This is a genomic window from Caballeronia humi, assembly GCF_001544475.1.
GTDB classification, from domain to species: Bacteria; Pseudomonadota; Gammaproteobacteria; order Burkholderiales; family Burkholderiaceae; genus Caballeronia; species Caballeronia humi.
The window spans coordinates 96427-119828 of sequence record NZ_FCNW02000006.1 but is presented as its reverse complement, the minus strand read 5'-3'; the positions used below and the strand labels follow the sequence as shown (position 1 = coordinate 119828).

Annotated in this window: 15 protein-coding genes; 5 read left to right on the top strand and 10 right to left on the bottom strand. The window is 63.1% G+C overall.

Annotated elements, in window-relative coordinates; genetic code table 11:
- Window positions 1–77: 77 nt before the first annotated feature.
- Window positions 78–2639, bottom strand: a complete 2562-nt coding sequence (locus AWB65_RS09325) for a P-loop NTPase fold protein (protein WP_087666894.1) — start codon at window positions 2637–2639, stop codon at window positions 78–80.
- A gap of 236 nt (window positions 2640–2875) precedes the next feature.
- Complete coding sequence (locus tag AWB65_RS09320; protein WP_087666893.1) at window positions 2876–4951, bottom strand: putative bifunctional diguanylate cyclase/phosphodiesterase; 2076 nt, start codon at window positions 4949–4951, stop codon at window positions 2876–2878.
- A gap of 162 nt (window positions 4952–5113) precedes the next feature.
- Here AWB65_RS09320 and AWB65_RS09315 point away from each other — a divergent pair, with 162 nt between their 5' ends.
- Both AWB65_RS09315 and AWB65_RS09310 read left to right on the top strand, forming a co-directional pair.
- Complete coding sequence (locus AWB65_RS09315; protein ID WP_087666892.1) at window positions 5114–6049, top strand: 2-hydroxyacid dehydrogenase; 936 nt, start codon at window positions 5114–5116, stop codon at window positions 6047–6049.
- A 371-nt stretch (window positions 6050–6420) separates the two neighbouring features.
- Window positions 6421–7785, top strand: a complete 1365-nt coding sequence (locus AWB65_RS09310) for an MFS transporter (RefSeq protein ID WP_087666985.1) — start codon at window positions 6421–6423, stop codon at window positions 7783–7785.
- Window positions 7786–7788: 3 nt separating this feature from the next.
- On the opposite strand, the gene AWB65_RS09305 is transcribed toward AWB65_RS09310, so the two are convergent.
- From AWB65_RS09305 to AWB65_RS09295, 3 genes are all read right to left on the bottom strand, one after another.
- A complete protein-coding gene (locus tag AWB65_RS09305; RefSeq protein WP_087666891.1) occupies window positions 7789–9540 on the bottom strand; it encodes a tetratricopeptide repeat protein in 1752 nt (583 codons plus the stop codon).
- Window positions 9541–9644: 104 nt separating this feature from the next.
- Window positions 9645–11027 carry an ATP-dependent RNA helicase DbpA gene (dbpA, locus tag AWB65_RS09300; RefSeq protein WP_087666890.1) on the bottom strand — a complete coding sequence of 461 codons (1383 nt, stop codon included), beginning with the start codon at window positions 11025–11027 and terminating at the stop codon, window positions 9645–9647.
- A 14-nt stretch (window positions 11028–11041) separates the two neighbouring features.
- Entirely contained in the window at window positions 11042–11236 is a 195-nt protein-coding gene (locus AWB65_RS09295; RefSeq protein WP_087666889.1) for a hypothetical protein, read from the bottom strand.
- Window positions 11237–11409: 173 nt separating this feature from the next.
- On the opposite strand from AWB65_RS09295, the gene AWB65_RS09290 reads away from it, so the two are divergent.
- Window positions 11410–12294 carry an AraC family transcriptional regulator gene (locus tag AWB65_RS09290; protein WP_087666888.1) on the top strand — a complete coding sequence of 295 codons (885 nt, stop codon included), beginning with the start codon at window positions 11410–11412 and terminating at the stop codon, window positions 12292–12294.
- Window positions 12295–12662: 368 nt separating this feature from the next.
- Entirely contained in the window at window positions 12663–13604 is a 942-nt protein-coding gene (locus AWB65_RS09285; protein WP_087666984.1) for a LysR substrate-binding domain-containing protein, read from the top strand.
- Window positions 13605–13612: 8 nt separating this feature from the next.
- On the opposite strand, the gene AWB65_RS09280 is transcribed toward AWB65_RS09285, so the two are convergent.
- The 4 genes from AWB65_RS09280 to aldA all read right to left on the bottom strand — a co-directional run bounded on the left by AWB65_RS09280 (window position 13613) and on the right by aldA (window position 19350).
- Window positions 13613–15268, bottom strand: coding sequence for a GMC family oxidoreductase (locus AWB65_RS09280; RefSeq protein ID WP_087666887.1), 1656 nt, complete (start codon window positions 15266–15268; stop codon window positions 13613–13615).
- A gap of 22 nt (window positions 15269–15290) precedes the next feature.
- Window positions 15291–16508 carry a mandelate racemase/muconate lactonizing enzyme family protein gene (locus AWB65_RS09275; RefSeq protein ID WP_087666886.1) on the bottom strand — a complete coding sequence of 406 codons (1218 nt, stop codon included), beginning with the start codon at window positions 16506–16508 and terminating at the stop codon, window positions 15291–15293.
- Entirely contained in the window at window positions 16505–17833 is a 1329-nt protein-coding gene (locus AWB65_RS09270; RefSeq protein ID WP_087666885.1) for an MFS transporter, read from the bottom strand. The genes AWB65_RS09275 and AWB65_RS09270 overlap by 4 nt, the downstream gene beginning before the upstream one ends.
- 92 nt (window positions 17834–17925) lie before the next feature.
- Window positions 17926–19350, bottom strand: coding sequence for an aldehyde dehydrogenase (aldA, locus tag AWB65_RS09265; protein ID WP_087666983.1), 1425 nt, complete (start codon window positions 19348–19350; stop codon window positions 17926–17928).
- Window positions 19351–19607: 257 nt separating this feature from the next.
- Between aldA and AWB65_RS09260 the strand changes: the two genes are divergently transcribed.
- A complete protein-coding gene (locus tag AWB65_RS09260) occupies window positions 19608–20753 on the top strand; it encodes a porin (protein WP_087666884.1) in 1146 nt (381 codons plus the stop codon).
- Window positions 20754–20831: 78 nt separating this feature from the next.
- Here the strand turns inward: AWB65_RS09260 and gyrB are convergent, their stop codons facing one another.
- Window positions 20832–23303, bottom strand: coding sequence for a DNA topoisomerase (ATP-hydrolyzing) subunit B (gyrB, locus tag AWB65_RS09255; RefSeq protein ID WP_087666883.1), 2472 nt, complete (start codon window positions 23301–23303; stop codon window positions 20832–20834).
- Window positions 23304–23402: the final 99 nt, after the last annotated feature.

Here is a 23402-nt window from a genome sequence, read left to right as displayed (position 1 = left end):
AAGCAAAAAGCCCGGTCATTTGACCGGGCTTTTTGCTTTCCAATCGCCGTGTGGGCACGTGCAGATTTTCCGCAGAATCAGGGCTGCCATGAGTCGTGAAAGACTTTCAGCCTCGCTCTCGACGCGCTGTGATTGACACTCATGGCCCGTCGCGCACTGGCCAGCATTTCGATCAACCCTCTTTCTGAAGCATCGCGAAATGGGGCTTCTTTCAATCCGTTCGTAAAGAATGTGCGTATCGCCGCGAGGTAGGAAAAATACGTCGACACCTCCTCGACCAACGAAACCAGCGCTTTAACATCCGGCTCGGGTGGAGCGGATTGACCGCGCCTCGGCCTGGGCTGAATCATCAGATCGGTGAGTTTGTCGGAGACTGCTTGAAGTTCGTCGGCGGACACCGTGGAAGACGCAAGCGGATATAAAACTCCTAAAAACTCGCTTCGCATCGGTTCGACGCTCATTCGCTCCACTGCTGCGGTTACAGCCTGAATCTTGGCATCGATATCTGATTTAACAAGTCGATGCGTAATCGATTCAAGGTCGTTGGCGGGCTGCGTCGAAACGAGTTCCGCAAGATCGCGACATGACCGGACGATTTCCCGTGCTAGTCCGCCGGAGATGCAATAACAGAGCGCTTGGAACTGCATCGGCATTCCGACCACGCGCTGGACTATGAGTCGGCGCGCGGTATCGAAATCCATGAAGTCGACTGAGATGATGTCGTCGAAGGAACTGTCGAAGGCGTCTCTGAACGGCAGCCCGCGGCGTTCGAAATTGCTCATCGCGTTTTGCGATACCGAGATCAGGTAATAGACGCCTCTCACGCCGAAAATCGCCTTGATCTCGTTCAGAAAGTTGTGTGCTTTCTCATCGGACTGAAGTTTATCCAGTTCGTCGATGCCGATGATTACCGTGTATTCAAGCGTTGCACGTTCAAGCAAATCCAGCAGCCCGCTCACGATTTCGGGAAGCGTAAGCTGCAATTGCGCCAATGATCGAGCTTTGTTAACAGAGCCTTCGACGCCGCCCGGGATTTTCAACGCCCCGGCCCACCCCGACGAAAAACTCTGCTGAAACTTGATCTCGGTAAGCCATGCGACGGCCCGCCTGAGAAGCGGTGCAAGATTTCGAGGGCGCTCGAGTTCTTTCGCCGTATCCGTTAAGCGCTGAATCTCGGTCAAGAAGCGAATCAGAAATAAAGCTGCAAATCTGGCGCTTGATTCACGCTTGGTAGCGCCGCCTTCACTACGTGCCTGTTGCGCCTGTCCTTCCCCGCCCGGTGCGCGAGCGATTCCCCTGAACTGTTCGAGACGCTGAACGCGCGAGGTGAGAATCAGAGTCAGAAGAAAATTAATAAGAATGCATGCCAATGCGCAAACCAGAAGTTTTCCTGCGCCCATCCCTAATTCGGAGAATAGGTCGCTGACTGCACGCGCTCCGGGATCAAAGGAATTCTTGCTTGGAGTTGCTGACGCGATTGCCGTGCTTGCAGCGGACGCGGGAGCCTGCGCCGCATTGACCGACGACGCACCAGGATTGAGCCTTGCCTCATGGACAATCACATTCAGTGAAGCCACAACAAGCGAGAGCGCTATCAAAGCGATTCCGAGTAAATAGAGCGACCTCGCGACGACCGGAAAATAGCGGTAGACCGTCGAAGCCGGAGCGGAATCAATGTCCTGCCAATCTTTCCACGTCGCCCGGTCGTATTTTTCGTCCGAACACTCCATGATGCGATGGCAGAGCGTCGCGAAAAGATGAAGGATAAAGTCGCGCGCCTGGTATTCCACTGGCGCCGAAGTCGACACCGTGAGCACTTTTTTTCCATCGAGTTCCCGCATCGAATCGTTGCATACCGACGCAATCAAAGTCGATTTTCCCGCGCCGCGCGGTCCCGCTATGCCGATGCTTCCGCCACTCATCGCGCGTAGCAGGAACTGCAATTTTATTAGTGCAGCCGTCTGGACTTCGTCGCCTGGTATCAAGGACGCCGATAATGAAGGCGGCACCGAGAAACTGATGGACGTTCCATATACCGGCGTGATCCAGCGATCGATAATCGTTCGCGTCACTGGAAGTACGCCGTGTTCGAACAAAGTCGAAGTAATCTCGTCCTTCGCTTCGTTCAACAACGACCGCGTGACGGCAGGCTGCCCATTTTCACGCTGATCCTTTATGAATCGTGCTCTGGCAGATTCGAATTTTTCGTTCTGGATCGTGTAGAGGGCAAATACTGCAAGGCAGCCGAGCAGGATCCCGATAACAATCGCTACGCCTGTCGTGCTAACGCCCAGTCCCTTGATAGCTCCCAGATAAATAGAACCGGCGATCAGTGCCACGATCACAACCGGAATTCCGATCCCAACCGTCAACGCGGCCAGTTTCAATCCCTGCGACTCCACGGGAGCGCTCATTTCAATGCTTTGATACTCTTCATCCAAGCGGAGTTCGAGATTATTAAATCTCGATACCTCTGCTCCCGCGGATTTCCAAATGTGATCGGATTGCTGTTTGATCTCCGCCTTGAACTTCGAAACGTCGCGAGGCGTTGCGCCCTTGATCTGTTCGCTGATCTCCTTGCTTCCGAATGCCTTCGAGACCAATTGATCCAGATCGAATGCTTCGATTGAAATTGGCATGATCCGCGTTGAACCGGTTGGCCATCAAAGCGCCCGATGCCTGCTTGAATCAACAGCCTTTTCGCGGTCCGAGCGCGACGATCCGAAAAAGGCAAAGCGGCTATGCGTCCATCCAAAGGACCTTTGCATGTTTTCGGAAGACATACAAGCATCAAATTCGAGTGCAGCCGTGCGTTCAACGGCGTTTTCGACACCAGGGTCGCCGCCTACGACATGCTCGCGGGATTTCAAGCAACCTAACAAGGCGCACAAGCCGCCGTCACTCCCCACTCCACCTCTCCCGCCGGCATCGGCCTGCCCAACAAGAACCCCTGCAACGAGTCACACCCCAGAGTGGTCAGCAGATCTCGTTGAGCCCCCGTCTCCACGCCTTCCGCGACGATATCCAGATTCATCGTCTGCCCAAGCGCAATAATCGCCGACACGATCGCCGCATCCTCCGACCCCTGCGCCAGATCGTTGATGAACCCGCGATCGATCTTCAACTCGCTCGCCGGCAGCCGCTTAAGGTAAAGCAAACTCGAATACCCGGTCCCGAAATCATCGATCGAAATCCGCACGCCCAGCGCCCTCACGCGATGAAGAATATCGAGACTTGCATCGACATCGCGCATAGCCGTCGACTCCGTGATCTCCAGCGTCAGCGCCGCCCCCTCTATCCGATGCCGCGCCAGCGCCGCTTCCACCGCCGGCACCAGCCTGCTGCTGTTGAACTGCAGCGCCGAAATATTCACCGCCACGCTCAACGCCGCATGCCCCGCCGCGCGCCAGATCGCGACCTGCCGGCACGCCTCGTCGATGACCCATTCGCCGATCTGCACGATCAACCCCGTGCGCTCCGCCAGCGGAATGAAGCGATCCGCCCCCAGCATCCCGCGCGTCGGGTGATTCCACCGCAGCAACGCCTCGACGCCCGTCACCGGCCCGCTAGGCGCCTGAAACTTCGGCTGGTAATACAGCATCAGTTGTCCGCGCTTCTGCGCCAGCCGCAAGTCCTGCAACAGCGCCAGATGATCCTCGCTGTTCGCATTCATCGATCCCTCGAAGAAGCACGCCTGATCGCGTCCGAGCGACTTCGCGTGATACATCGCGACGTCTGAGTTCTTCAGCAACTCGTGTTCATCGGCGCCGTTGCCGGGATAAACCGCGATCCCGATGCTCACCGATACCCTCAAATCGTGTCCCGAAATCAGGAACGGCTCGCGGATCGCGGCGACGAGTTTGTCGGCGATCGTCGCGGCATCGCCCGGTTCGCGCACGTTCGCAACCAGCACGAACTCGTCGCCGCCCACACGCGCGCTCGTGTCCTGCGCGCGCACGCTCGCGCGGATGCGATCGGCCGCCTGCGTCAGCAGCATGTCGCCGACGTGATGGCCGAACGTGTCGTTGATCGTTTTGAAGCCGTCCAGATCGAGGAACATGACTGCGAAACGCGCCTTTTCGGCGTTCGCGTGATCAATGGCCTGCTTCAGACGATCTTCGAGCAGCAGCCGGTTCGGCAGCTTCGTGAGGTTGTCGTGCAGGACGAGATACGACAATTCCTGATTCGCCTCGGCGAGCGACGTCGACAATGCAGCCGTCCGAATCTCGAGCCGCATGTCGAGCACCGACGTGATCAGCGCGACGGCCAGTACCGCGATCGTCACGACGATGATCGGCAATGCGAGCGATTCGCTGCCAAGCCCGCCACCCGCCGCGCTGCAAATCGAGCCGAGCGGAAACTCGGCGGCCGCCATGCCGGTGTAGTGCATCGCGACGATCGCGACGCCCATCACCAGCGCCGCGCCCATCCGGTAGCTGCGCACGCGCGCGCTGTGGCGCCGCAACTGGAACGCGATCCAGAGCGCCGCGCCGCCCGCGACCACCGCGATCACCACCGACGCGCCCACGATCCTCAAGTCGTAGACGATGCCCGGCGTCATCTTCATCGCGGCCATGCCGGTGTAGTGCATCGCCGCGATGCCGCCGCCCAGCAACAACGCGCCCGCCGCGAGCCGCCTCAAGGGCAGTTCGGGCCGGCTGCCGAGCCAGAGCGCGAACGTCGAGCAGGCGATCGCGATCAGGAGCGACGCGGCTGTCAGCGCGACGTCGTAACCGAGGGCGATCGGCAGGTCGAACGCGAGCATGCCGATGAAATGCATCGACCAGACGCCGAGCCCGAGCGCCAGCGCGCCGCCGCCGAGCCACCAGCGCGCGGGAACCCGTCGCGCGGCGCTGATGCGGCCGACGAGGTCGAGCGCGGTATAGGACGCGAGCACCGCGACCAAAAAAGAAAACAGCACCAGTAGACTGTTGTAACTCCCGACCAGCATTTGTAGGCCCTCCAGAACCGCGCGCTTCTCGCCGAGCAAAAAGGCGCTCGCGTATTCGCTTATCGTCGCGAGGCTTACGAATCTGAAGGGCTGGACCGCTTTATTTGCACGATTTCCTGGATTTTCTTCACTGTCTGGTTAACGTCCAACACTTTTCGAACCATGCCCACGCCCACTCTTCTCGTTCTGATTCCCCTCACCAGCGAAAACCGCGCGTTGATCGGCGCATTTTTCGGCATCGTTGATGCCTCGGATTCGTCCTCGCGCGACGAAGCTATCGCCGCGCACGGCGAAAACGTTCGCGCGGTGCTGACGAACGGCACGATCGGTATTTCCGCCACCGATATCGGCCGCCTGCCGCATCTGGAGCTGATCGGCGCGCTCGGTGCGGGTTACGAGAACATCGCGCGCGACGCGGCGAAGGCGCGCGGCATCGTCGTGGTGAACGGCGCGGGCACGAACGACGATTGCGTCGCCGATCACGCCTTCGCGCTGCTGCTCGCGGCCGTGCGCGCCATTCCCAATCTCGACGGAGCATGCCGCGCGGGCCGCTGGCGCGACGATTTGCCGATGCAGCCGAACTTCTCGGGCAAGCGGCTGGGCGTCGTGGGGCTGGGGACCATCGGACGCAAGGTGGCGCGGCGCGCGCTCGGCTTCGATCTCGAAATCGGCTATCACAACCGGCGTGAGCAGCCGGAAACGCCCTACGCGTACTTCGATTCGCTGATGGCGCTCGCGGGCTGGGCCGACTATCTCGTCGTCACGACGCCGGGCGGCGCGGCGACGCATCATCTGATCGGCGCGGACGTGCTCGAAGCGCTCGGGCCGCGTGGGTATCTGGTGAACGTGTCGCGGGGCAGTGTCGTCGACACGGCCGCGCTCGCCGATGCCCTCGCGCACGGTGCGATCGCGGGCGCGGGGCTCGATGTGTACGAGGGCGAGCCCGCGCCGCCCGCGCTGTTAACCGGCTCGGAGCGCGTCGTGCTGACGCCGCACGTCGGCGGGCGGTCGCCGGAGGCGCTGGCGGCATCGGCGGCGCTTTTCGTCGAAAACGCGACGCGGTATTTTGCAGGGCAGGCGGTGTTGACGCCGGTTTGACATCGAGTCGACGTCGATTCGATGCGAGTTCGCCAACGAATTGTGGCCAAAAGAACGAAAGTTTGATGCAGGCGGGCGTCGGGCCGCCGGTTCGACGTCGGTTGCACGAGCTAGTGCTCGCCGGTTGAACCGGTCGGCGGTTCCGCGGCTTCGCTTCTTGGCCGTTTGGCGCAGAATCGACGCCATTTGGCCACTGTTACCCCCGACCCGACAACCATTTGAAAGCCTGTGCAGCCTGCCCCTGCGCGATTCCGCGTGATCCCGTATCGTGACGGACTCAACAGCCGCTTAACGTCAGCAAATCCCTCACAATCGTGACCACCGAGAAAAACAACGCCTTCAAGACCCCGCCGCGCGATCCCGACGCGCCGATGACGCCGCTCGAGCGCCGCGGCATGGCGGCCATCCTGCTGGCCGTCGCGCTCGCCACGCTCGACACCGCCATCGCCAACACGGCGCTCCCCGCAATCGGCGCCGATCTGCACGCGACGCCCGCCGCGTCGATCTGGATCATCAATGCCTATCAGCTCGCGATGGTCGCGACGCTCCTGCCTTTCGCTGCGCTCGGCGGGATCGTCGGGCAGCGGCGCATCTACATCGGCGGGCTGGTGGTGTTCACGGTGGCGTCGGCGGTGTGCGCGCTGTCTTGGTCGCTGCCCACGCTCGTCGCGGCCCGCCTGCTACAGGGGCTCGGCGCGAGCGCGATCATGAGCGTCAACACGGCGCTGATCAGCGCGATCTTTCCGCCGCACCGGCTCGGGCGCGGCGTGGGGCTGAACGCGCTCGTCGTCGGCGTGGCGTTCGCCGTCGGGCCGACGGTCGCGTCGATCGTGCTCTCGCTCGGGACGTGGCCGTGGCTGTTCGCGGTGAACCTGCCGGTCGGGGCGCTTGCGCTTTTCATCGCGTGGCCCGCGCTCCCGCAGACGCCGAAGAGCACGCACGGCTTCGATCGCGTCGCGGCGGCGCTGAACGTCGTCACGTTCGCTACGCTGATTTTCGCGCTCGGCGAGGCGGCGCAGCGCTCGCCGTCGCACGTCGTGCTGACGGCGCTGGCGATTGCGTTCGTCGCGGGCGCCTTGCTGTTGCGGCGCGAGCGCGGCCATCCGGCACCGATGCTCCCGGTCGATCTCTTCAAGCGCCCGATGTTCGCCCTCTCGACGATGACCGCCGTCTGCTCGTTCGCCGCGCAAGGGCTGGCGTTCGTGTCGCTGCCGTTTTATTTCGAGGGCGTGCTCGGGCGCACGCAGGTGGAGACGGGCTTCCTGATGACGCCGTGGTCAGTACTCGTTGCGTTGATGGCGCCGATCGCCGGGCGTCTCTCCGACCGGTATCCGCCGGGGCTTTTGGGTGGCGTCGGGCTCGCGATCATGTGCGGCGGCATGATCTCCCTCGCGATGCTTCCCGCTGATCCGCATGCGTTCGAAATCTGCATCCGGATGGCGATCTGCGGTGCGGGCTTTGGATTTTTCCAGTCGCCGAACCTGAAGGCGTTCATGGCGAGCGCGCCGCGCGAACGCAGCAGCGGCGCTAGCGGCGTCGTGGCGACGGCGCGCCTGCTCGGCCAGGCGACGGGCGCAGCGCTCGTCGCGTTGTGCTTCGGGATTGCTGGGAAGCACGGGCCGGCGCTCGCGCTGTCGCTCGGGGCGGCGTTCGCGGGCGCGGCGAGTATCGCGAGCGGGTTGCGGTTGATTACGCGGGATGTGGGGGCGCCGGCTGGGCAGACAGCGAAGGAGTGAGGATCAGGCGCCGCCGAATATCAACGCCTTCCGCACCGCCTCCGTCACGTTTGTCCAATCTCCGAGCGTCGTCTGCTTGAAGAGGCGCATGGTCGGATACCACGGGCTGTCGTCGCGGTCGAGCATCCAGCGCCAGTCGTAATTCTTCGACAGCATCACCCACACCGGCTTCCCCAGCGCGCCCGCCAGATGCGCGACCGACGTATCCACCGTAATCACCAGGTCGAGCTGATCGATGAGCGCGGCGGTATCGGCGAAATCGTGAACTTGCCCGGTCAGGTCGTACAGGTTCAGCGCCGCGCCTTCCAGTTGCGCGCGCGCCGGCCCCTTCTGCAGCGAAAACCATGCGATCCCCGGCGCGTCGGCGAGCGGCGCCAGCGCGGCGAGCGGCATCGAGCGGAATCGATCGTTGGCGAACGTCGGACTGCCCGCCCACACGACGCCTACGCGCCGCCGCCCGCCAGCCAGGTCGGCAACGCGCTGCGGCCAGTCGCCGATCCGCACGCCGCTCACGCGCAGATACGGCACGTCGGCCGGCACGCCCGGCCCGACGCCCGCGACGTGATGCGGCACGCTCATCATCGGCGTCCAGAAGTCGTAGCCCTCTTGCGGCTTTTCGAGCAAGACGCGCCGCACGCCGCGCACGCCGCCGACCAGTTCCGCGATATTCGACGGCACCAGCACGTCGACGGCCGCGCCCGTCCTTTCAAGCACGGCCGCGTAACGCACGAACTGCAGCTGATCGCCGTGTCCCTGCTCGCCGACGAGCAGCAACGTGCGCCCCGCGAGCGGCTCGCCAGCCCATTCGGCGATGCCGGGAAGCTCGATCGGCGTGTACTTGCTCGCACGCCAGCGCGTTTCATAGAGCGTCCAGCCCTGCTCGAATTCGCCGCGCCGCAGGTGCAGCAACGCAAGGTTGTGCTGCGCGTCGGCGTGATTGACGTCGAGCGTGAGCGCGTGCCGATAGTGCGGCTCCTCCTCGCTGAAGCGCCCTTGCGCGCCGATCGACGCGCCGACGCACACGTGAATCTGCGGATCGTCGCGCAGTTTCAGCGCGTGGCGATACTGCGCCTCGGCTTCGACGAAACGTCCGCGCAAGCCGAGCGTCGTGCCGAGATTCACGCGAGATTCGAAGTGCGCGGGCGCCAGTTCGACGGCGCGTTGCAGACTGCGGATAGCGTCATCGAGACGGCCGAGTTCGCGCAGCGCGTTGCCTTCGCCGAAATGCGCGGTGGAATTTTGGGGATCGTAACGGAGGGCGTCGCGATAGGCGGCGAGCGCGTCTTCGTGACGCTTGAGTTTGAAAAGAGCCGAGCCGAAGTTCGTGTACGCATCGATGAAATCGGGCTGCTGGGCGAGTGCTTTCTGATAAGCGTCGACGGCTTCATCGTCGCGGCCGGTCTTTTGCAGCGCGACGCCGAGATTGTTGTACGCGTTCGCAAACGACGGATCGACGGCGAGCGCCCGCCGCTGGCACGCGACGGCAAATTCCGCATCGCCGAGCGCCGCGGCGACGAGTCCGCGATTGCTCCAGCACGCCGCGTATTCCGGCGACAGCACGAGCGCGCGATCGAGAAACGGCGCCGCTTGCGCAGATACGCCGCGCTGGTGCAACAGCACGCCGAGGTAATGCAGCGCCTCGACGTGAGCGGGATTGTCTTCGATGATGCTGCGGTAGCCCGCCTCGGCGGAGGTCAGACGCTCGGCTTGATGGTGGTCGAGCGCGAGATAGAGCGGCGTAAGCGTGTCGGGCATGGGAATCGATCGGCGGATGGGAACCGGTCGATGCTAGTGGAGACGCCCTCGGCAAACTATCGGAATCGTCCGATCAACGGGGCGCCTTTCCTGCATTAGGCGTTTCAGATCCGCCGCACTTTCACCTTCTTGCCCTTCACCTTGCCAGCGCCGAGCTTGCGCACCGCGTCATCGGCGATGCCGCGTTCGACGGCCACGTAGGTGAACATATCGGTCACGTTGATCTTGCCGATCTGCGCGCCCGTGAAGCCCGCTTCGCCCGTCAGCGCGCCGAGCACGTCGCCGGGGCGGATCTTTTCCTTGCGGCCGCCGAGGATCTGCAGCGTCGCCATCGGCGGCTTCAGGTGGCCGGGCGTCGCCGACGTCAGTTCGCCAAGCGGATGCCATTCCACTTCCTTGCCCTGCGCCTGCTCGATGCTGCCGACGCGTCCCATCTCGTCCATGCTCGCGAGCGTGAGCGCCCAGCCCTCCTCGTCCGCGCGACCCGTGCGGCCGATGCGGTGCACGTGGACCTCGGGATCGGGCGTTACGTCGACGTTGATCACCGCCTCCAGTTGCGTGATGTCGAGGCCGCGCGCGGCGACGTCGGTCGCGACGAGCACCGAGCAACTGCGGTTCGCGAACTGCACGAGCACCTGGTCGCGCTCACGCTGCTCCAGCTCGCCGTGCAGCGCCAGCGCCTCGAAACCCTGCGCGCGCAGCACGTCGAGCAGGTCGCGGCACTGCTGCTTCGTGTTGCAGAACGCGAGCGTGCTGACCGGCCGATAGTGATCGAGCAGCAGGCCGACGGCATGCAGGCGCTCGTTGTCGTCGACTTCGTAGAAGCGTTGCTTGATCTTCGAATTCGTGTGCTGCTCGGTGAGCTTGATCTCCTTCGGCTTGCGCAAGAACTGCTGGCTCAGTTTCGCGATGCCTTCCGGATACGTCGCGGAAAAAAGCAGGGTCTGGCGCTCCTTCGGACATTGCCGCGCGACCGACGCAATATCGTCGAAAAAGCCCATGTCGAGCATGCGGTCGGCTTCGTCGAGGACGAGCGTTCGCAGCGCGTCGAGCGTCAGCGTGCCGCGCTCGAGGTGATCCATGATGCGGCCCGGCGTGCCGACCGCGATATGCGCGCCGTGCTCCAGACTCGCGATTTGCGGACGCATCGGCGTGCCGCCGCAAAGCGTCAGAATCTTGATGTTGTCCTCCGCGCGCGCGAGGCGGCGGATTTCCTGCGTGACCTGATCGGCGAGTTCGCGCGTCGGGCAGAGCACGAGCGCCTGCACGGAGAAGAGCCGCGGATCGAGCTTCGCGAGCAGCGGCAGCGCGAAGGCGGCGGTCTTGCCACTGCCGGTTTTCGCCTGCGCGATCAGGTCGTGGCCGTCGAGCGCGACCGGCAGGCTCGCAGCCTGGATCGGCGTCATCGTGAGGTAGCCGAGTTGCTGCAAATTCGCCTGCATCGCGGGCGTGAGCGGCAGGCTGCCGAAGGAGGTGTCGGTGGTCATGGCGTGATTGGCGCTTATTGGGCGCTCTTCGGCGGGATCGAGTTGTCTTGCTCGTAGGTGACGGTGCCATCGGGGGCGTCATGGCGGATCACCTTGTTGCGCGCGCCGCACATCGGGCAGCGGAAGAGCAGGCCCTGGCCCTCGTTCTTGATGACGACGTCGGAGAGTTCCCACTGCGCGCCGCAGGGCTGGTTTCGACAGGTAAACATGATGTTTTCGGGTATTCGATGCGCGCGGGCGGCAGGGCCGGCGCGCTGTGTTTGCGGGTGTGATGCCGAAGTGTACGCGTGTGGGGCGGTGCCGCCGATTTTGGCAAGTCAGCAAGATTTGCTAAACGCGTGCGTGCTAACGTTGTTTCAACGCATTCGAACCGGGGCCGACGATGTCCGACACTTCGAAACAACGATTGTACGAAACGCGCCTGAGCCGTGTGATCGACTACATCCACGATCATCTCGACGACGATCTCGATCTCAACCGGCTCGCGGATATCGCGTGTGTCTCGCCGTATCACTGGCACCGGATCTATCACGCGTTTTATGGCGAGACGGCGGCCGCGACCGTGCGGCGATTGCGGCTTCATCGCGCGGCGAATGAACTCGTGCGCGGCTCGATGCCGATCGATTCCATCGCCCAACGCGCGGGTTATAGCAGCGTGCAGGCGTTTTCGCGCGCGTTTCAGGCGAGCTATCGCATGCCGCCGGCGCAATTTCGAAACGTCGGCGGGGCGGCGCAATGGCGTCCGCTGCCGTCCGACTCGACACTTGAGAGAGGTGATTCCATGCATCCCGTCGACATTCGCACGCACGAAGCGTTCACCGTTGCAGCCGTCGATCACACAGGTCCGTACATGAATATCGGGCAGGCATTCGAGACGGTCGCCCGCTGGCTCGGGTCGCGTGATCTGCTGGAAAAGGAAGCGCGCTGGCTCGGCATCTATTTCGACGACCCCGACGCCACGCCCGAGAGCGAGTTGCAATCGCAGGCGTGCATCGAGATCGCGCGGCCGGACGGGGTGGAGTTCGCGGCGCCGGTTGAGCGCGTCGATATCGCGCGGGGCGAGTTTGCAGTGCTGACGCATGTTGGACCGTATGCGCAGCTTTGCTTCGCTTATCGGTGGCTGTATGGGGAGTGGCTGCCGCAGTCGGGCCGCGAAACGGGTGAGACGCCGGTTCACGAGGTTTATCTCAATGACCCGCGCGAGACGCCGCCGACGGAGCTGGTTACGGAGATTTGGTTGCCGCTTAGACCGAACGGCGAAGGTTGACCGCGTCCTGGCCGCCGGGGCCTCAAATCCACGTACGAGCGGGTGCAGAAAACGTAGCGCATGCCGATGCGCATCAGACAGAGCGCGTGGTCCGACAGCACCTTCAGATGCCCCGGGACGATGCGCAACGCCTCCTCGCTGCGGGCTTTCGCAGGGGCGGGCTTTTTCATGACTGAGTGTCGGCTGAGGTTGGAATCGGTCGAAACACTAAGGTCTTGCGCGGCGTCGTCCGATGCAATCGTTGCGTTATTTGACGATTCGACGCGCGATTCGGACGGCGGAGGAAGTCATCGCAAATCCTGCGTCATTGCAGACGTAAAATCACCGTCTCCCCGACGCGCTTCTCCGAGACGCCCTTGAAACGCAAAATGCCCGCGCTCAACGCGCTGAAAGCCTTCGAAGTGGCCGGCCGCACCGGCAGCTTCACGCGCGCCGCCGAGCTGCTGAACGTCACGCAAAGTGCCGTCAGCCGGCAGGTCCGGCAGCTTGAAATCCAGCTCGGCGAGGCGCTTTTGCAGCGCCAGCATCATCACCTCGAACTTTCCCCCTCCGGGCGCCTGCTGCTGCGCGCGCTCCAGCAATCGTTCGACAGGATCGAGCTCACCGTGCGCAGCATCCAGGAAAAAACGCACCTGAACCGCTTGCGCCTGAACGCGCCGCCTACCTTCACGAGCCGCTGGCTGATGCCGCGTCTCGGCCGTCTTCGCGCTGCGCAGCCGCAACTCGAACTGAGCCTCTGGACCCGCCTCGACGACAACCTCGCCGAATCCGGCGCGCTCGACTGCGCGATCCGCTTCGGCAACGGCGAGTGGGAAGGCTTCGACAATCTGCTGCTCATGCAGGAGCAGCACATCGCCGTCTGCGCGCCCGCGCTGCTTGCACGGCAGGCGGGCAGCGCGACGATCGACCTGAACCAGTTCACGCTGCTGCACGTGCTCGCGGGCGACGATCAGCGCTATCTCACCTGGCAGCACTGGCTGAAGGCGGCCGGCATCGAAAACGTCGATACCGGCGGCGGCTACGAATTCGACCTGCTGGATCACGCGATCCGCGCCGCGATCGACGGGCTCGGCGTGACCATCGCCGATCGGCACATGATCACGCGCGAACTCGCCGAAGGAAAGCTCGTGCAGGTGCTCAACGTGCATGTGGATGGCCACCAGTCGTACTGGCTCGTCACGCGCGTCGAACAGGACGATCTGCCGCAGGTCGCCGTCTTTCGCGACTGGCTGAAGCAGGAAATCTGGCTGTCGGAGCGGGCGCTGGACTCGTCGATGTCGACTGCGACGCCGCTGACCGACGGCCTGTAGCAACCGCCTCAGGCTGCGGCGGGCATCCGCATCACCGGTTCGACGCTCGCCGCGCGCGCATCCTCGATGATCATCTCCGCGCCCTTCTCCGCGACCATCATCGTCGGCGCGTTGATGTTGCCGGACGTGATGTTCGGAAAGATCGACGCATCGACGATCCGCAAGCCGTCGATACCATGCACGCGCAGACGTTCATCGACGACCGACGAGCGCGGGTCCGGCCCCATCGCGCACGATCCGCAGAGGTGGTAGATCGAGCCCGACTGCTCGCGGAAATACTGCAGAAAGGCTTCACGCGACCGCACCTGCGGCCCGGGCGTTACCTCTTCGATCGTGATGTCGGCCAATGCCGGCGAAGCCATCACCTTGCGCACCAGCTCGCAACCCTGGATCACCTCGTCGATGTCCTTCTCGGTCGTCAGCGCGTTGATGCGGATTTTCGCGGCATCCTCCACCTGATTCGACGCGATTTCGATCGACCCGCGGCTCGTCGGGCGGCACGGATTGAACGCCAGAAGGAAGCCCGAATACGGCTCGGGTTGGAGGCTCGCCTTGCTGCTCTTCGGAATCCGGTACGACAGCGGATTGAAGTAGAGCTGCAGGTTCGGCAGCGTCTCGTCCGCATTGCCCTTGAAAAAACCGCCCGACTGATTGACGCTCATCGCGAGCGGTCCACGGCGCGTGAAGAGATACTGCAAGCCGAGCTTGAGCTTGCCGAGGAGCGGACGCATTTCGTCGTTGAGCGTCTTCACGCTCGACCGGTAGTAGAAGCTCACGCACAGGTGATCCTGCAGGTTCCGCCCGACCGCCGGCGACTCATGGACCAGCGCGATCCCGTGCTTCGCGAGCAGCGCCTTGTCGCCGACGCCGGAGAGTTGCAGGAGCTTCGGGGTATCGACGGCACCCGCCGACAGAATCACCTCGCGCGTCGCCATGAATTCCCGCGCGCGCCCGTCCTGCGTCACCGCCACGCCGGTCGCACGCTTGTTCGCGTCGAACAGCACGCGGCTCGCGAGGACGTTGTGCTCGACGTGCAGGTTCGCGCGCGACATCGCCGGATGCAGAAACTCGAAGCTGCTCGACGACCGCTGACCGTTGCGCGTGTTCACGTCGTAGATGCCGGCGCCTTCGAACTGCGCACCGTTGAAGTCGTCGGTGCGCTTGTAGCCCGCCTGCGCGCAGCCCTTCAGGAAGACGTGGCAGATCGGATGCGCGGCGTCCTTCATCGGCGAGATGCTGATCGGGCCGCTGGCGCCGTGGTACTGCGTATCGCCGAGCGGGTGCGTTTCCAGTCGCCGGAAGTACGGCAGCACGTCGCGGAATGCCCAGCCGCGGTTGCCGGCTTGCGCCCAGTCGTCGAAATCGCGCGGCTGGCCGCGCACGTAGATCATCGCGTTGATCGATCCCGAGCCGCCCTGCACCTTGCCGCGCGGACAATACAGCGACCGGTTGCCGAGTTCGGCTTCCGGCTCGCTGTAGTACATCCAGTTGTAGGTTTCGTTGTAGTACGTCTTCGTGAAACCGACCGGAATGCGAAACCAGAACGAGTCGTCGCGACCGCCGGCTTCGAGCAGCAAGACCGAATGCTCGCCGGACGCCGAGAGACGATTCGCCAGGATGCAACCCGCCGAACCCGCCCCGACGATGATGTAGTCATAGTTCATGCTATCTGCCACCCTTTATCTGTCATCCCTTCGCCGGGGCGAGGTCCTTGACGTCGACGGGCCTCGCGGCCATCTGCAGATGCAGCCGCTCGCCGGTGTAGGGCGTATGCGCGCGCACGACGTCCATGTTCAGCTCGACGCCGAGACCCGGCTCGCGCGACGGAATGATGTAGCCGTCCTCCCAGCGGATCGGGCTCTTCAGCACCTGCGCGTGAAAACCGTCCCACGTGCCGATGCTTTCCTGAATCAGGAAATTCGGCGTGCACGTCGCGAGCTGGATGCTCGCCGCCGCGCCGACCGGTCCGTTATAAAGATGCGGCGCGATCTGCGCGTAATACACCTCGGCGAGACTCGCGACTTTCTTCGCTTCGAGCAGCCCGCCCACGCGCGCCACATTCAATTGCAAGATCGACGCCCCGCGCGCTTCGAGCAGCTTGAAGAACTCGTACTTGGTGGTGAGCCGCTCGCCTGCCGCGATCGGAATGCTCGTGTGCGCGGCAACTTGAGCCATCGCGCCTTCCTGACCCGGCGGCACCGGCTCTTCGAACCAGAGCGGATCGTATTTTTCGAGACGCTTGGCGAGCCGGATCGCGGACGAAGGCACCATCTGCCCATGCGTGCCGAACAGCAGATCGGCCTTGCTGCCGACCGCCTCGCGGACTCTTCGGCAGAACGTCTCGCAGCGGTCGAGCACTTCCATCGAGAGTTGATGTCCCGAGTACGCCGTGTAAGGCCCCGCCGGATCGAACTTCACCGCCGTGAACCCGCGCGCGACGTTCTGCGCCGCGCATTCGGCGGCGAGATCGGGATCGTCGTAGTCGTATTCGCCGTCGCGATTCTTCGGATAGAGGTACGTGTACGAGCGCAGCCGTTCATGCACGCGGCCGCCCAGTAACTCGTAGACCGGCTTGCCCGCCGCCTTGCCGATGATGTCCCAGCACGCCATTTCGAGACCGCTGACGACGCCCATCATCGTGAGATCGGGGCGTTGCGTGAAGCCGCTCGAATACGCTTCGCGCCAGAAGCGTTCGACGTGATGCGGATCGTGCTCCAGCAGATAGCGGCCGAAGACATCGTCGATGATGTGCGTCATCGCGCTCGGGTGGAACGTCGCCGAGTAGATTTCGCCGACGCCTTCGATCCCGCAATCGGTCCGCAGCGTAACGAAGATCCAGTACATCCCGCCGATATGCGGCGGCGGCACGGCGACGATATGCGATTCCATCGAGACGATTTTCATTTGCGCACTTCCTCCCTGTTGATCCTGTTGAGCCGGTTTCGCAGCACGAGGCCTGCGCAGCCGCCGATCGCGGCCACCGCGGCCACGTAGCCGAAGTAGAGCTGATAGCCGAAGACGCCCGGGAACGTCTCCGTGAGATAGCCGTTGATGAGCGGCAGAAACACGTCGGGCGAATAGCCGAGCACTGAGATCAGCCCGATCGCGAGGCCGGTCGATTCGACGGGTACGTTGCAGCGATCGAGCAGCGACCAGTAGAGGCCGCGAATCGCGTACGTCAGGATGCCGATGAACAGCACGAGCGCGACGAGCAGCGCGTGACTCGCGATGCGCGGCGCGGCGATCAGCCCGACGAGCGACAGCGCCGCGAGAAAAAGCGCGATCACGAGTACCGAGACCTTCGAAAAACGGTCGCCGAGATAACCCCCGCCGATGCCGCCGATCGGCCGCATCCAGAGCTTGAGCGTCGTGATCGTGCCGGCCATCACGACCGACAAGCCGATCCCGCCTTCGTGCAGATAAGCCGAGAAGCTGTAGGTCGCCCAGAACACCTGGTAGCCGCAGAACACGATCGCCGCAATCAACCACAACTCGGGGATCGCCGCGAGCGTCTTGAGATCGGTGAGCACGTTGTTGCGCTTTTTCACGACTCGGTCAACCTGCGCCACCGACCGGGGATCGCGCACGAGCGCGAGCAGCACGCCGAGCCCGATGCACAGGCACGCGTACATGTAGATCACGAGCCGGAAGCCCGCTGCCGGCGTCTCCCCGCGCGTGTGCGTCATCCAGGCGAAGAGCGTGATCGCGACGGTCGCGAGGAGCGCTTCGATCAGGCCGCGGCCGCCATCGAGGAAGCCGAAGAAGCGGCCCTGTTCGTCGCTGCCGGCGATCATCGTCACGCGCTTGATGACGGCGGCCCAGAACGTGAGGCCGGTGGTCAGGCCCCATCCCGCGAAGATCATGACGAGGATCGGAAACGACGGCGCGGTCGCATAGACGAGCCCGAGCGCGCCCGTTGCAATCAGCGAAAAGCAGATCAGGAAGCGCGGCGCGATGCGATCGGCGAGCCAGCCGCTCGGCAGATAGCTCAGCAGGAAGATAAGGCCCAGCGACGAATAGAGGTAGCCGAGCTGGCTATCGGTGATGTGGAAGACTTCCAGCATCGTCGGCTGATAGACCTGCCGCAGATACAGGATCGGATAGATGGCGCCGGCGGCCAGCACGAGCAACGCGAGTTGCAGATAACGGCCGGCTTTATCGGATTGCGCGACGGCGGCGCCCGTCTCCGGGGCGAGGCCGGCAGGCGATTGAGCGGGTTGAGATGACACAGTGAGTCTCCTGACGGCACGCCGTGCGTGCGTCTTCGATTTGCTTTTATGTTGGAAAAAGCGACGGCCTCCGCACCGTCGCCGATGGCGCTTCAGTACTTCATGACGACGAGCCGCGTCTGCGTGAATTCGAGCATGCCGTGCTTGCCGTCGTCGCCGCCCAGGCCGGAGCGTTTCCAGCCGGCGTGAAAGCCCTGATAGGGATCGGCGGGCGTGCGGTTCACGTAAAGCTCGCCCGCCTCGATGCGGTTGGCGACCTTCATCGCGGTGCGATAGTTCTCGGTGTAAAGAACCGACGAGAGGCCGAACTGGTGATCGTTCGCCATCGCGAGCGCTTCATCGAGCGTCCGATATTCGACGACGGGCATGATCGGCCCGAACGTCTCCTCGCGGATGATCTCCATATCCTGGCGACAGTTCGTGAGAAGCGTCGGCGGATAGAAGAAGCCGCGGCTTTCGGGCAGCTTGCCGCCGGTTTCGAGCGTCGCGCCCTCGGCGAGCGCACGCTGCACCATCGCGTGGATCGACTGGCGCGAGGCGTCGTTGACGAGCGGCCCCATCCACGCGGGATTCACGCCGCGATCGCCGGTTTCGACGGCGCTCATGTGGCGCTTGAGCAGGGCGACGAAGCGCTCGCGCACGCTCTCGTGCACGTAGACCCGCTCGATCGCCGTGCAAAGCTGGCCGCAATGCGTCGTCTTCGATGCGACGAGATCGCGCGCGGCTTTTTCCAGATCGGCATCCGGCTCGATAATCGCGGGCGTCTTGCCGCCGAGTTCCAGCGAAGGCTTCGCGATATTCGTTTTGCAGTAGTCGAGCACCTTGCGGCCCGCGCCGACGCTACCCGTCAGCGTGATCATGCCGACTGCCGGATGCGTGCAGACCGCTTCGGCGGTCGCGTGGCTCATCGCGAGGATGTTTACGACGCCCGCTGGCAGACCCGAACGCTCGACCGCCTTCGCGATCTCGAACGCGGACATCGGTGTGTTGTTGCTCGGACGCACGATGACCGTATTGCCGGTGATCAGCGCGGGCGCGACCTTGCGCATCAGCGTGTAGACCGGGTAGTTGAACGGGATCAGGCATGCGACCACACCAATCGGCTCGCGGAACAGCAGGAGGTTTTCGTCGGGCGTATCGCTCGGAATCACTTCGCCTTCGATACGGCGCGCCCACTCGGCGTGATAGCGCGTGATCTGGCCGGCGTAGACCGCTTCGTTGGTGGCGTCGTCGACGCTCTTGCCCGACTCCAGCGCGAGCGCGGCGCCGATGGCGGGGGCGGCTTCAGTGAGCGCGTCGGCGAGTTTGTGTAGATGGACGGCGCGCTGGGCGGACGGCAACGCGCGCCAAGTTTCCTGCGCGTGCGCGGCGGCTTCGACGGCAGCGATCGCCTCGGCCGGCGATGCGCCCGAGACGTGACCAACGAGCGCTTCCGTCGCAGGGTTGTGGACGGCGATAAGTTCGTCGGTCGCAGGTTCGATAAAGCGGCCGTTGGCAAAATTCCGATCGAGTCGCATGGTTCCCTGACGGTTGGTAATGTTCGAAAAACGCATGTCCGACGACACTCAAAAGGTTGCCGACTGCGCATGAAGAGCATTCTTCTCCTCCTCCCGGTGGGCCGGCAAGCGACGATTTCGATGAACAAACATTCATAAAACGCATGTTCATCCCGAAATCAAATCCTTTGGCGATTGCGCTTCGAGCCAGCAAAATGCGTCGCGCTGAGGTCGGACATCGCCGGCCCGCGACTCGATAGAAAAACCCTGGAGACTCGATGAAACATCAAGCCATTGCGCTGACGGCGCTCGTCCTCGCTTCACCTGCATTTGCCCAGAGCAGCGTCACGCTGTACGGCGTGATCGACGAAGGACTCGACTACACGAACAACGTGGGCAGCGGCCACGTCTACGAACTTTCGAGCGGCTACGCGCAGGGAAGCCGCTGGGGCCTGCGCGGGGTCGAAGACCTGGGCGGGGGAACGAAGGCGATCCTGCAACTGGAAAACGGCTTCGATGTGAACTCGGGCCGCGCGGCCCAGGGTGGGCGCATGTTCGGACGGCAGGCTTACGTGGGAATCGAACGCGAGCGCTTCGGCACCGTGACGCTCGGTCGTCAGTACGACTCCGTGGTCGACTATCTCGCGCCGACCACGGCCAATGGCAACTGGGCGGGCTACCTGTTCGCGCACCCATACGACAACGACAACACCGACAACTCGTTCCGCGTCAGCAATGCGGTGAAATATGCGAGTCCGCAAATGGCGGGGTTCCGGTTCGGCGGCGCGTACGGTTTCAGCAACGACGCGAATTTCGCCAATAACCGGCAGTACAGCGTGGGTGGCTCGTATGCCAACGGCGGGTTGTTGATCGGCGCCGCGTACCTGCAAGCCGATGGCACGGGCACGAATGCGACCGGCGCGATCGCCGCGAACGATGCCAGCTTCATCGCGGAACGCATGCGCGTGTTCGGCGCGGGGATCAACTACACGATCGGGCTGGCGACAGTGGGCTTCGCTTATACCAATACGGCATATCGGAATCCCAGCGGCAACGGCTATATCGGCGGCGTGCCGCTCGCTGCGCCCGGCGTGGCTTTGAATGCGCTGAAGTATCAGAACTTCGAGGTCAACGGGAAGTATCAGTTCACGCCGGGCTTCTTCGTCGGCGCGCAATATGTCTACACGATGGAAACGTACGACGCGTCGACGGGGAGCGTGAAGCCCAGGATTCACTCCGTCGGTCTGATGGCGGACTACTTCCTGTCGAAACGTACTGACGTCTACGTGCAGGGCGCATACCAGAAAGTCACCGGCGATTCGACGAACTCGATCCTCGACCAGGCGTTCATTCCCGGCACGCAGGCGCCGTCATCGACGGGGAATCAGCTTGTGATGCGCGTCGCGCTGCGGCACGCGTTCTGATGAGTGCTTCGCCGGAATGAAAACGAGGCCCCAGTGGGGCCTCGTGAAGGGGGGGCACGCGGGTGAGTCTAGCTCCCCTCAAACATCGATATTACCCGCCCGCAACGCATTCGACTCAATAAACGCGCGCCGTGGCTCCACGTCGTCGCCCATGAGCGTCGTGAAGATCCCATCCGCGGCAATCGCGTCCTCGATCTGCACGCGCAGCAAGCGCCGCACGCTCGGGTCCATCGTCGTCTCCCACAACTGCGACGGGTTCATCTCGCCCAGGCCTTTATACCGCTGCTTGGTCACGTTCCGTTCTGCATCGGCAATCAGCCACTTCATCGCGCTCTTGAAGTCGTTCACCGCCATCGACCGTTCCCCGCGCTTGATCAGCGCACCCGCCCCGATCAGCCCCTTGAACGTATCCGCCGTGGAAACAAGCTGCTTGTAGTCAGCCGTAAGCTGGAAATCCTCATCGATGACAGAAACCTTTACGTTCCCGTGATGCCGCCGCTTGATATGAAGCGACCGCACTTCGCGCACCGGATCGTACGCCGGCTCGACCGTCACCTCAGGCTTGATAGGATCGGCGCGCAGCCTGGTTTCCAGTTCCTTCGCCGATGCCGCCGTCGCCTCTTCCGACGACAGATCCAGCACGATGCCATCCATCACCGCTTCGAGCGCGCTCACGTCATAAAAGCGACTGACGCGATCGACCACCGCTTGCGCCAGCAAATAAGCCCGCGCGAGTTCACCGAGCGCATCGCCTGAAATCGGCGCGGCGCCTTCGATCGGCGTCAGCTCGGAGCCTTGCAGCGCGAGCTTCAGCATGTGCTGATTGAGCTCGTGCGTGTCCTTCAGATAGCGCTCGTCCTTGCCCGCCTTCAGCTTGTAGAGCGGCGGTTGCGCGATGTAGATATACCCGCGCTCGACGATCTCCGGCATCTGCCGATAGAAGAACGTCAGCAGCAGCGTGCGGATGTGTGCGCCGTCGACGTCCGCGTCGGTCATGATGATGATGCGGTGATAGCGCAGCTTCTCGATGTTGTAATCGTCCTTGCCGAAACCGGTGCCGAGCGCCGTGATCAGCGTCACGATCTGCTCCGACGAAATCAGCTTGTCGAAGCGCGCGCGCTCCACGTTCAGCACCTTGCCGCGCAGCGGCAGGATGGCCTGGAACTTCCGGTCGCGCCCCTGTTTCGCCGACCCGCCCGCCGAGTCACCCTCGACGATATAAATCTCCGACTTCGCCGGGTCCTTCTCCTGGCAATCCGCGAGCTTGCCCGGCAAGCCGCCGCCATCGAGAATGCCCTTGCGGCGCGTCATCTCGCGCGCCTTGCGCGCGGCGTCGCGAGCGCGCGCGGCGTCGATGATCTTGCCGGTGATGATCTTCGCGTCGTTCGGTGTTTCCTGCAGATAATCCTCGAGCGCCTTCGCGACCACCTCTTCCACCGGTGCACGCACTTCCGACGACACCAGCTTGTCCTTCGTCTGCGAGCTGAATTTCGGCTCCGGCACCTTCACCGAAAGCACGCACGACAAGCCTTCGCGCATGTCGTCGCCGGTCGTCTCGATTTTCGCCTTCTTCGCGATCTCGTGATCGGTGATGTACTTGTTCATCACCCGCGTCATGGCCGCGCGCAGGCCGGTCAGGTGCGTGCCGCCGTCGCGTTGCGGAATGTTGTTCGTGAAGCACAGCACGTTTTCGTTGTAGCTGTCGTTCCACTGCATCGCCACTTCGACGGTCACGTTGTCCTTCTCGCCGACCGCGTGGAACACGGTCGGGTGCAGGACCTGCTTCGTCTTGTTGATGTAGTCGACGAAGCCCTTTACGCCGCCGATGAACGCGAAATCGTCTTCCTTGCCGGTGCGCTGGTCGGTCAGGCGAATCCTCACGCCGTTATTCAGGAACGACAATTCGCGCATGCGCTTCGCGAGAATGTCGTAGTGGAATTCGACATTGCCGAAAATCGTCACGTCGGCCATGAAATGCACTTCGGTGCCGCGATTTTCCGTATCGCCGGTGACGGGCATCGGCGAATACAGCACGCCGTTTTCCTCGACGATCTCGCGGTTCTGCACCACACCGCGACGGAATTCCATGAAGTGCTTCTTGCCATCGCGGCGCACGGTCAGGCGCAACCATTCGGAAAGCCCGTTCACGCACGACACGCCCACGCCGTGCAGCCCACCCGACACCTTGTAGCTGTTCTGGTCGAACTTGCCGCCCGCGTGCAACTCCGTCATGACGATTTCGGCGGCGCTGCGCTTCGGGTCGTGCTTGTCGTCGCGTTTGAGGCCCGTAGGCACGCCGCGGCCGTTGTCGGTGACGGAGATGGAGTTGTCGGCGTGGATCGTGACGTGGATGTCGTCGCAATAGCCCGCGAGCGCTTCGTCGATGGAGTTGTCCAGCACTTCGAAAACGAGGTGATGCAAACCGGTGCCATCCGACGTATCGCCGATATACATGCCCGGGCGCTTGCGCACGGCCTCCAGACCTTCAAGAATCTGGATGGACGATGCGCCATAGCTGTTGTCGGGTTGCGAATTGATGTTTTCAGTCATGAATTTTTCCGGTTCTGCGTCACTGCTGAGTTGCCGCTCGAGACTTTTCGAATCACCTTAAAAACGCCAAAGGGGCGCGCCGCCCCTTGGAATGTTTTT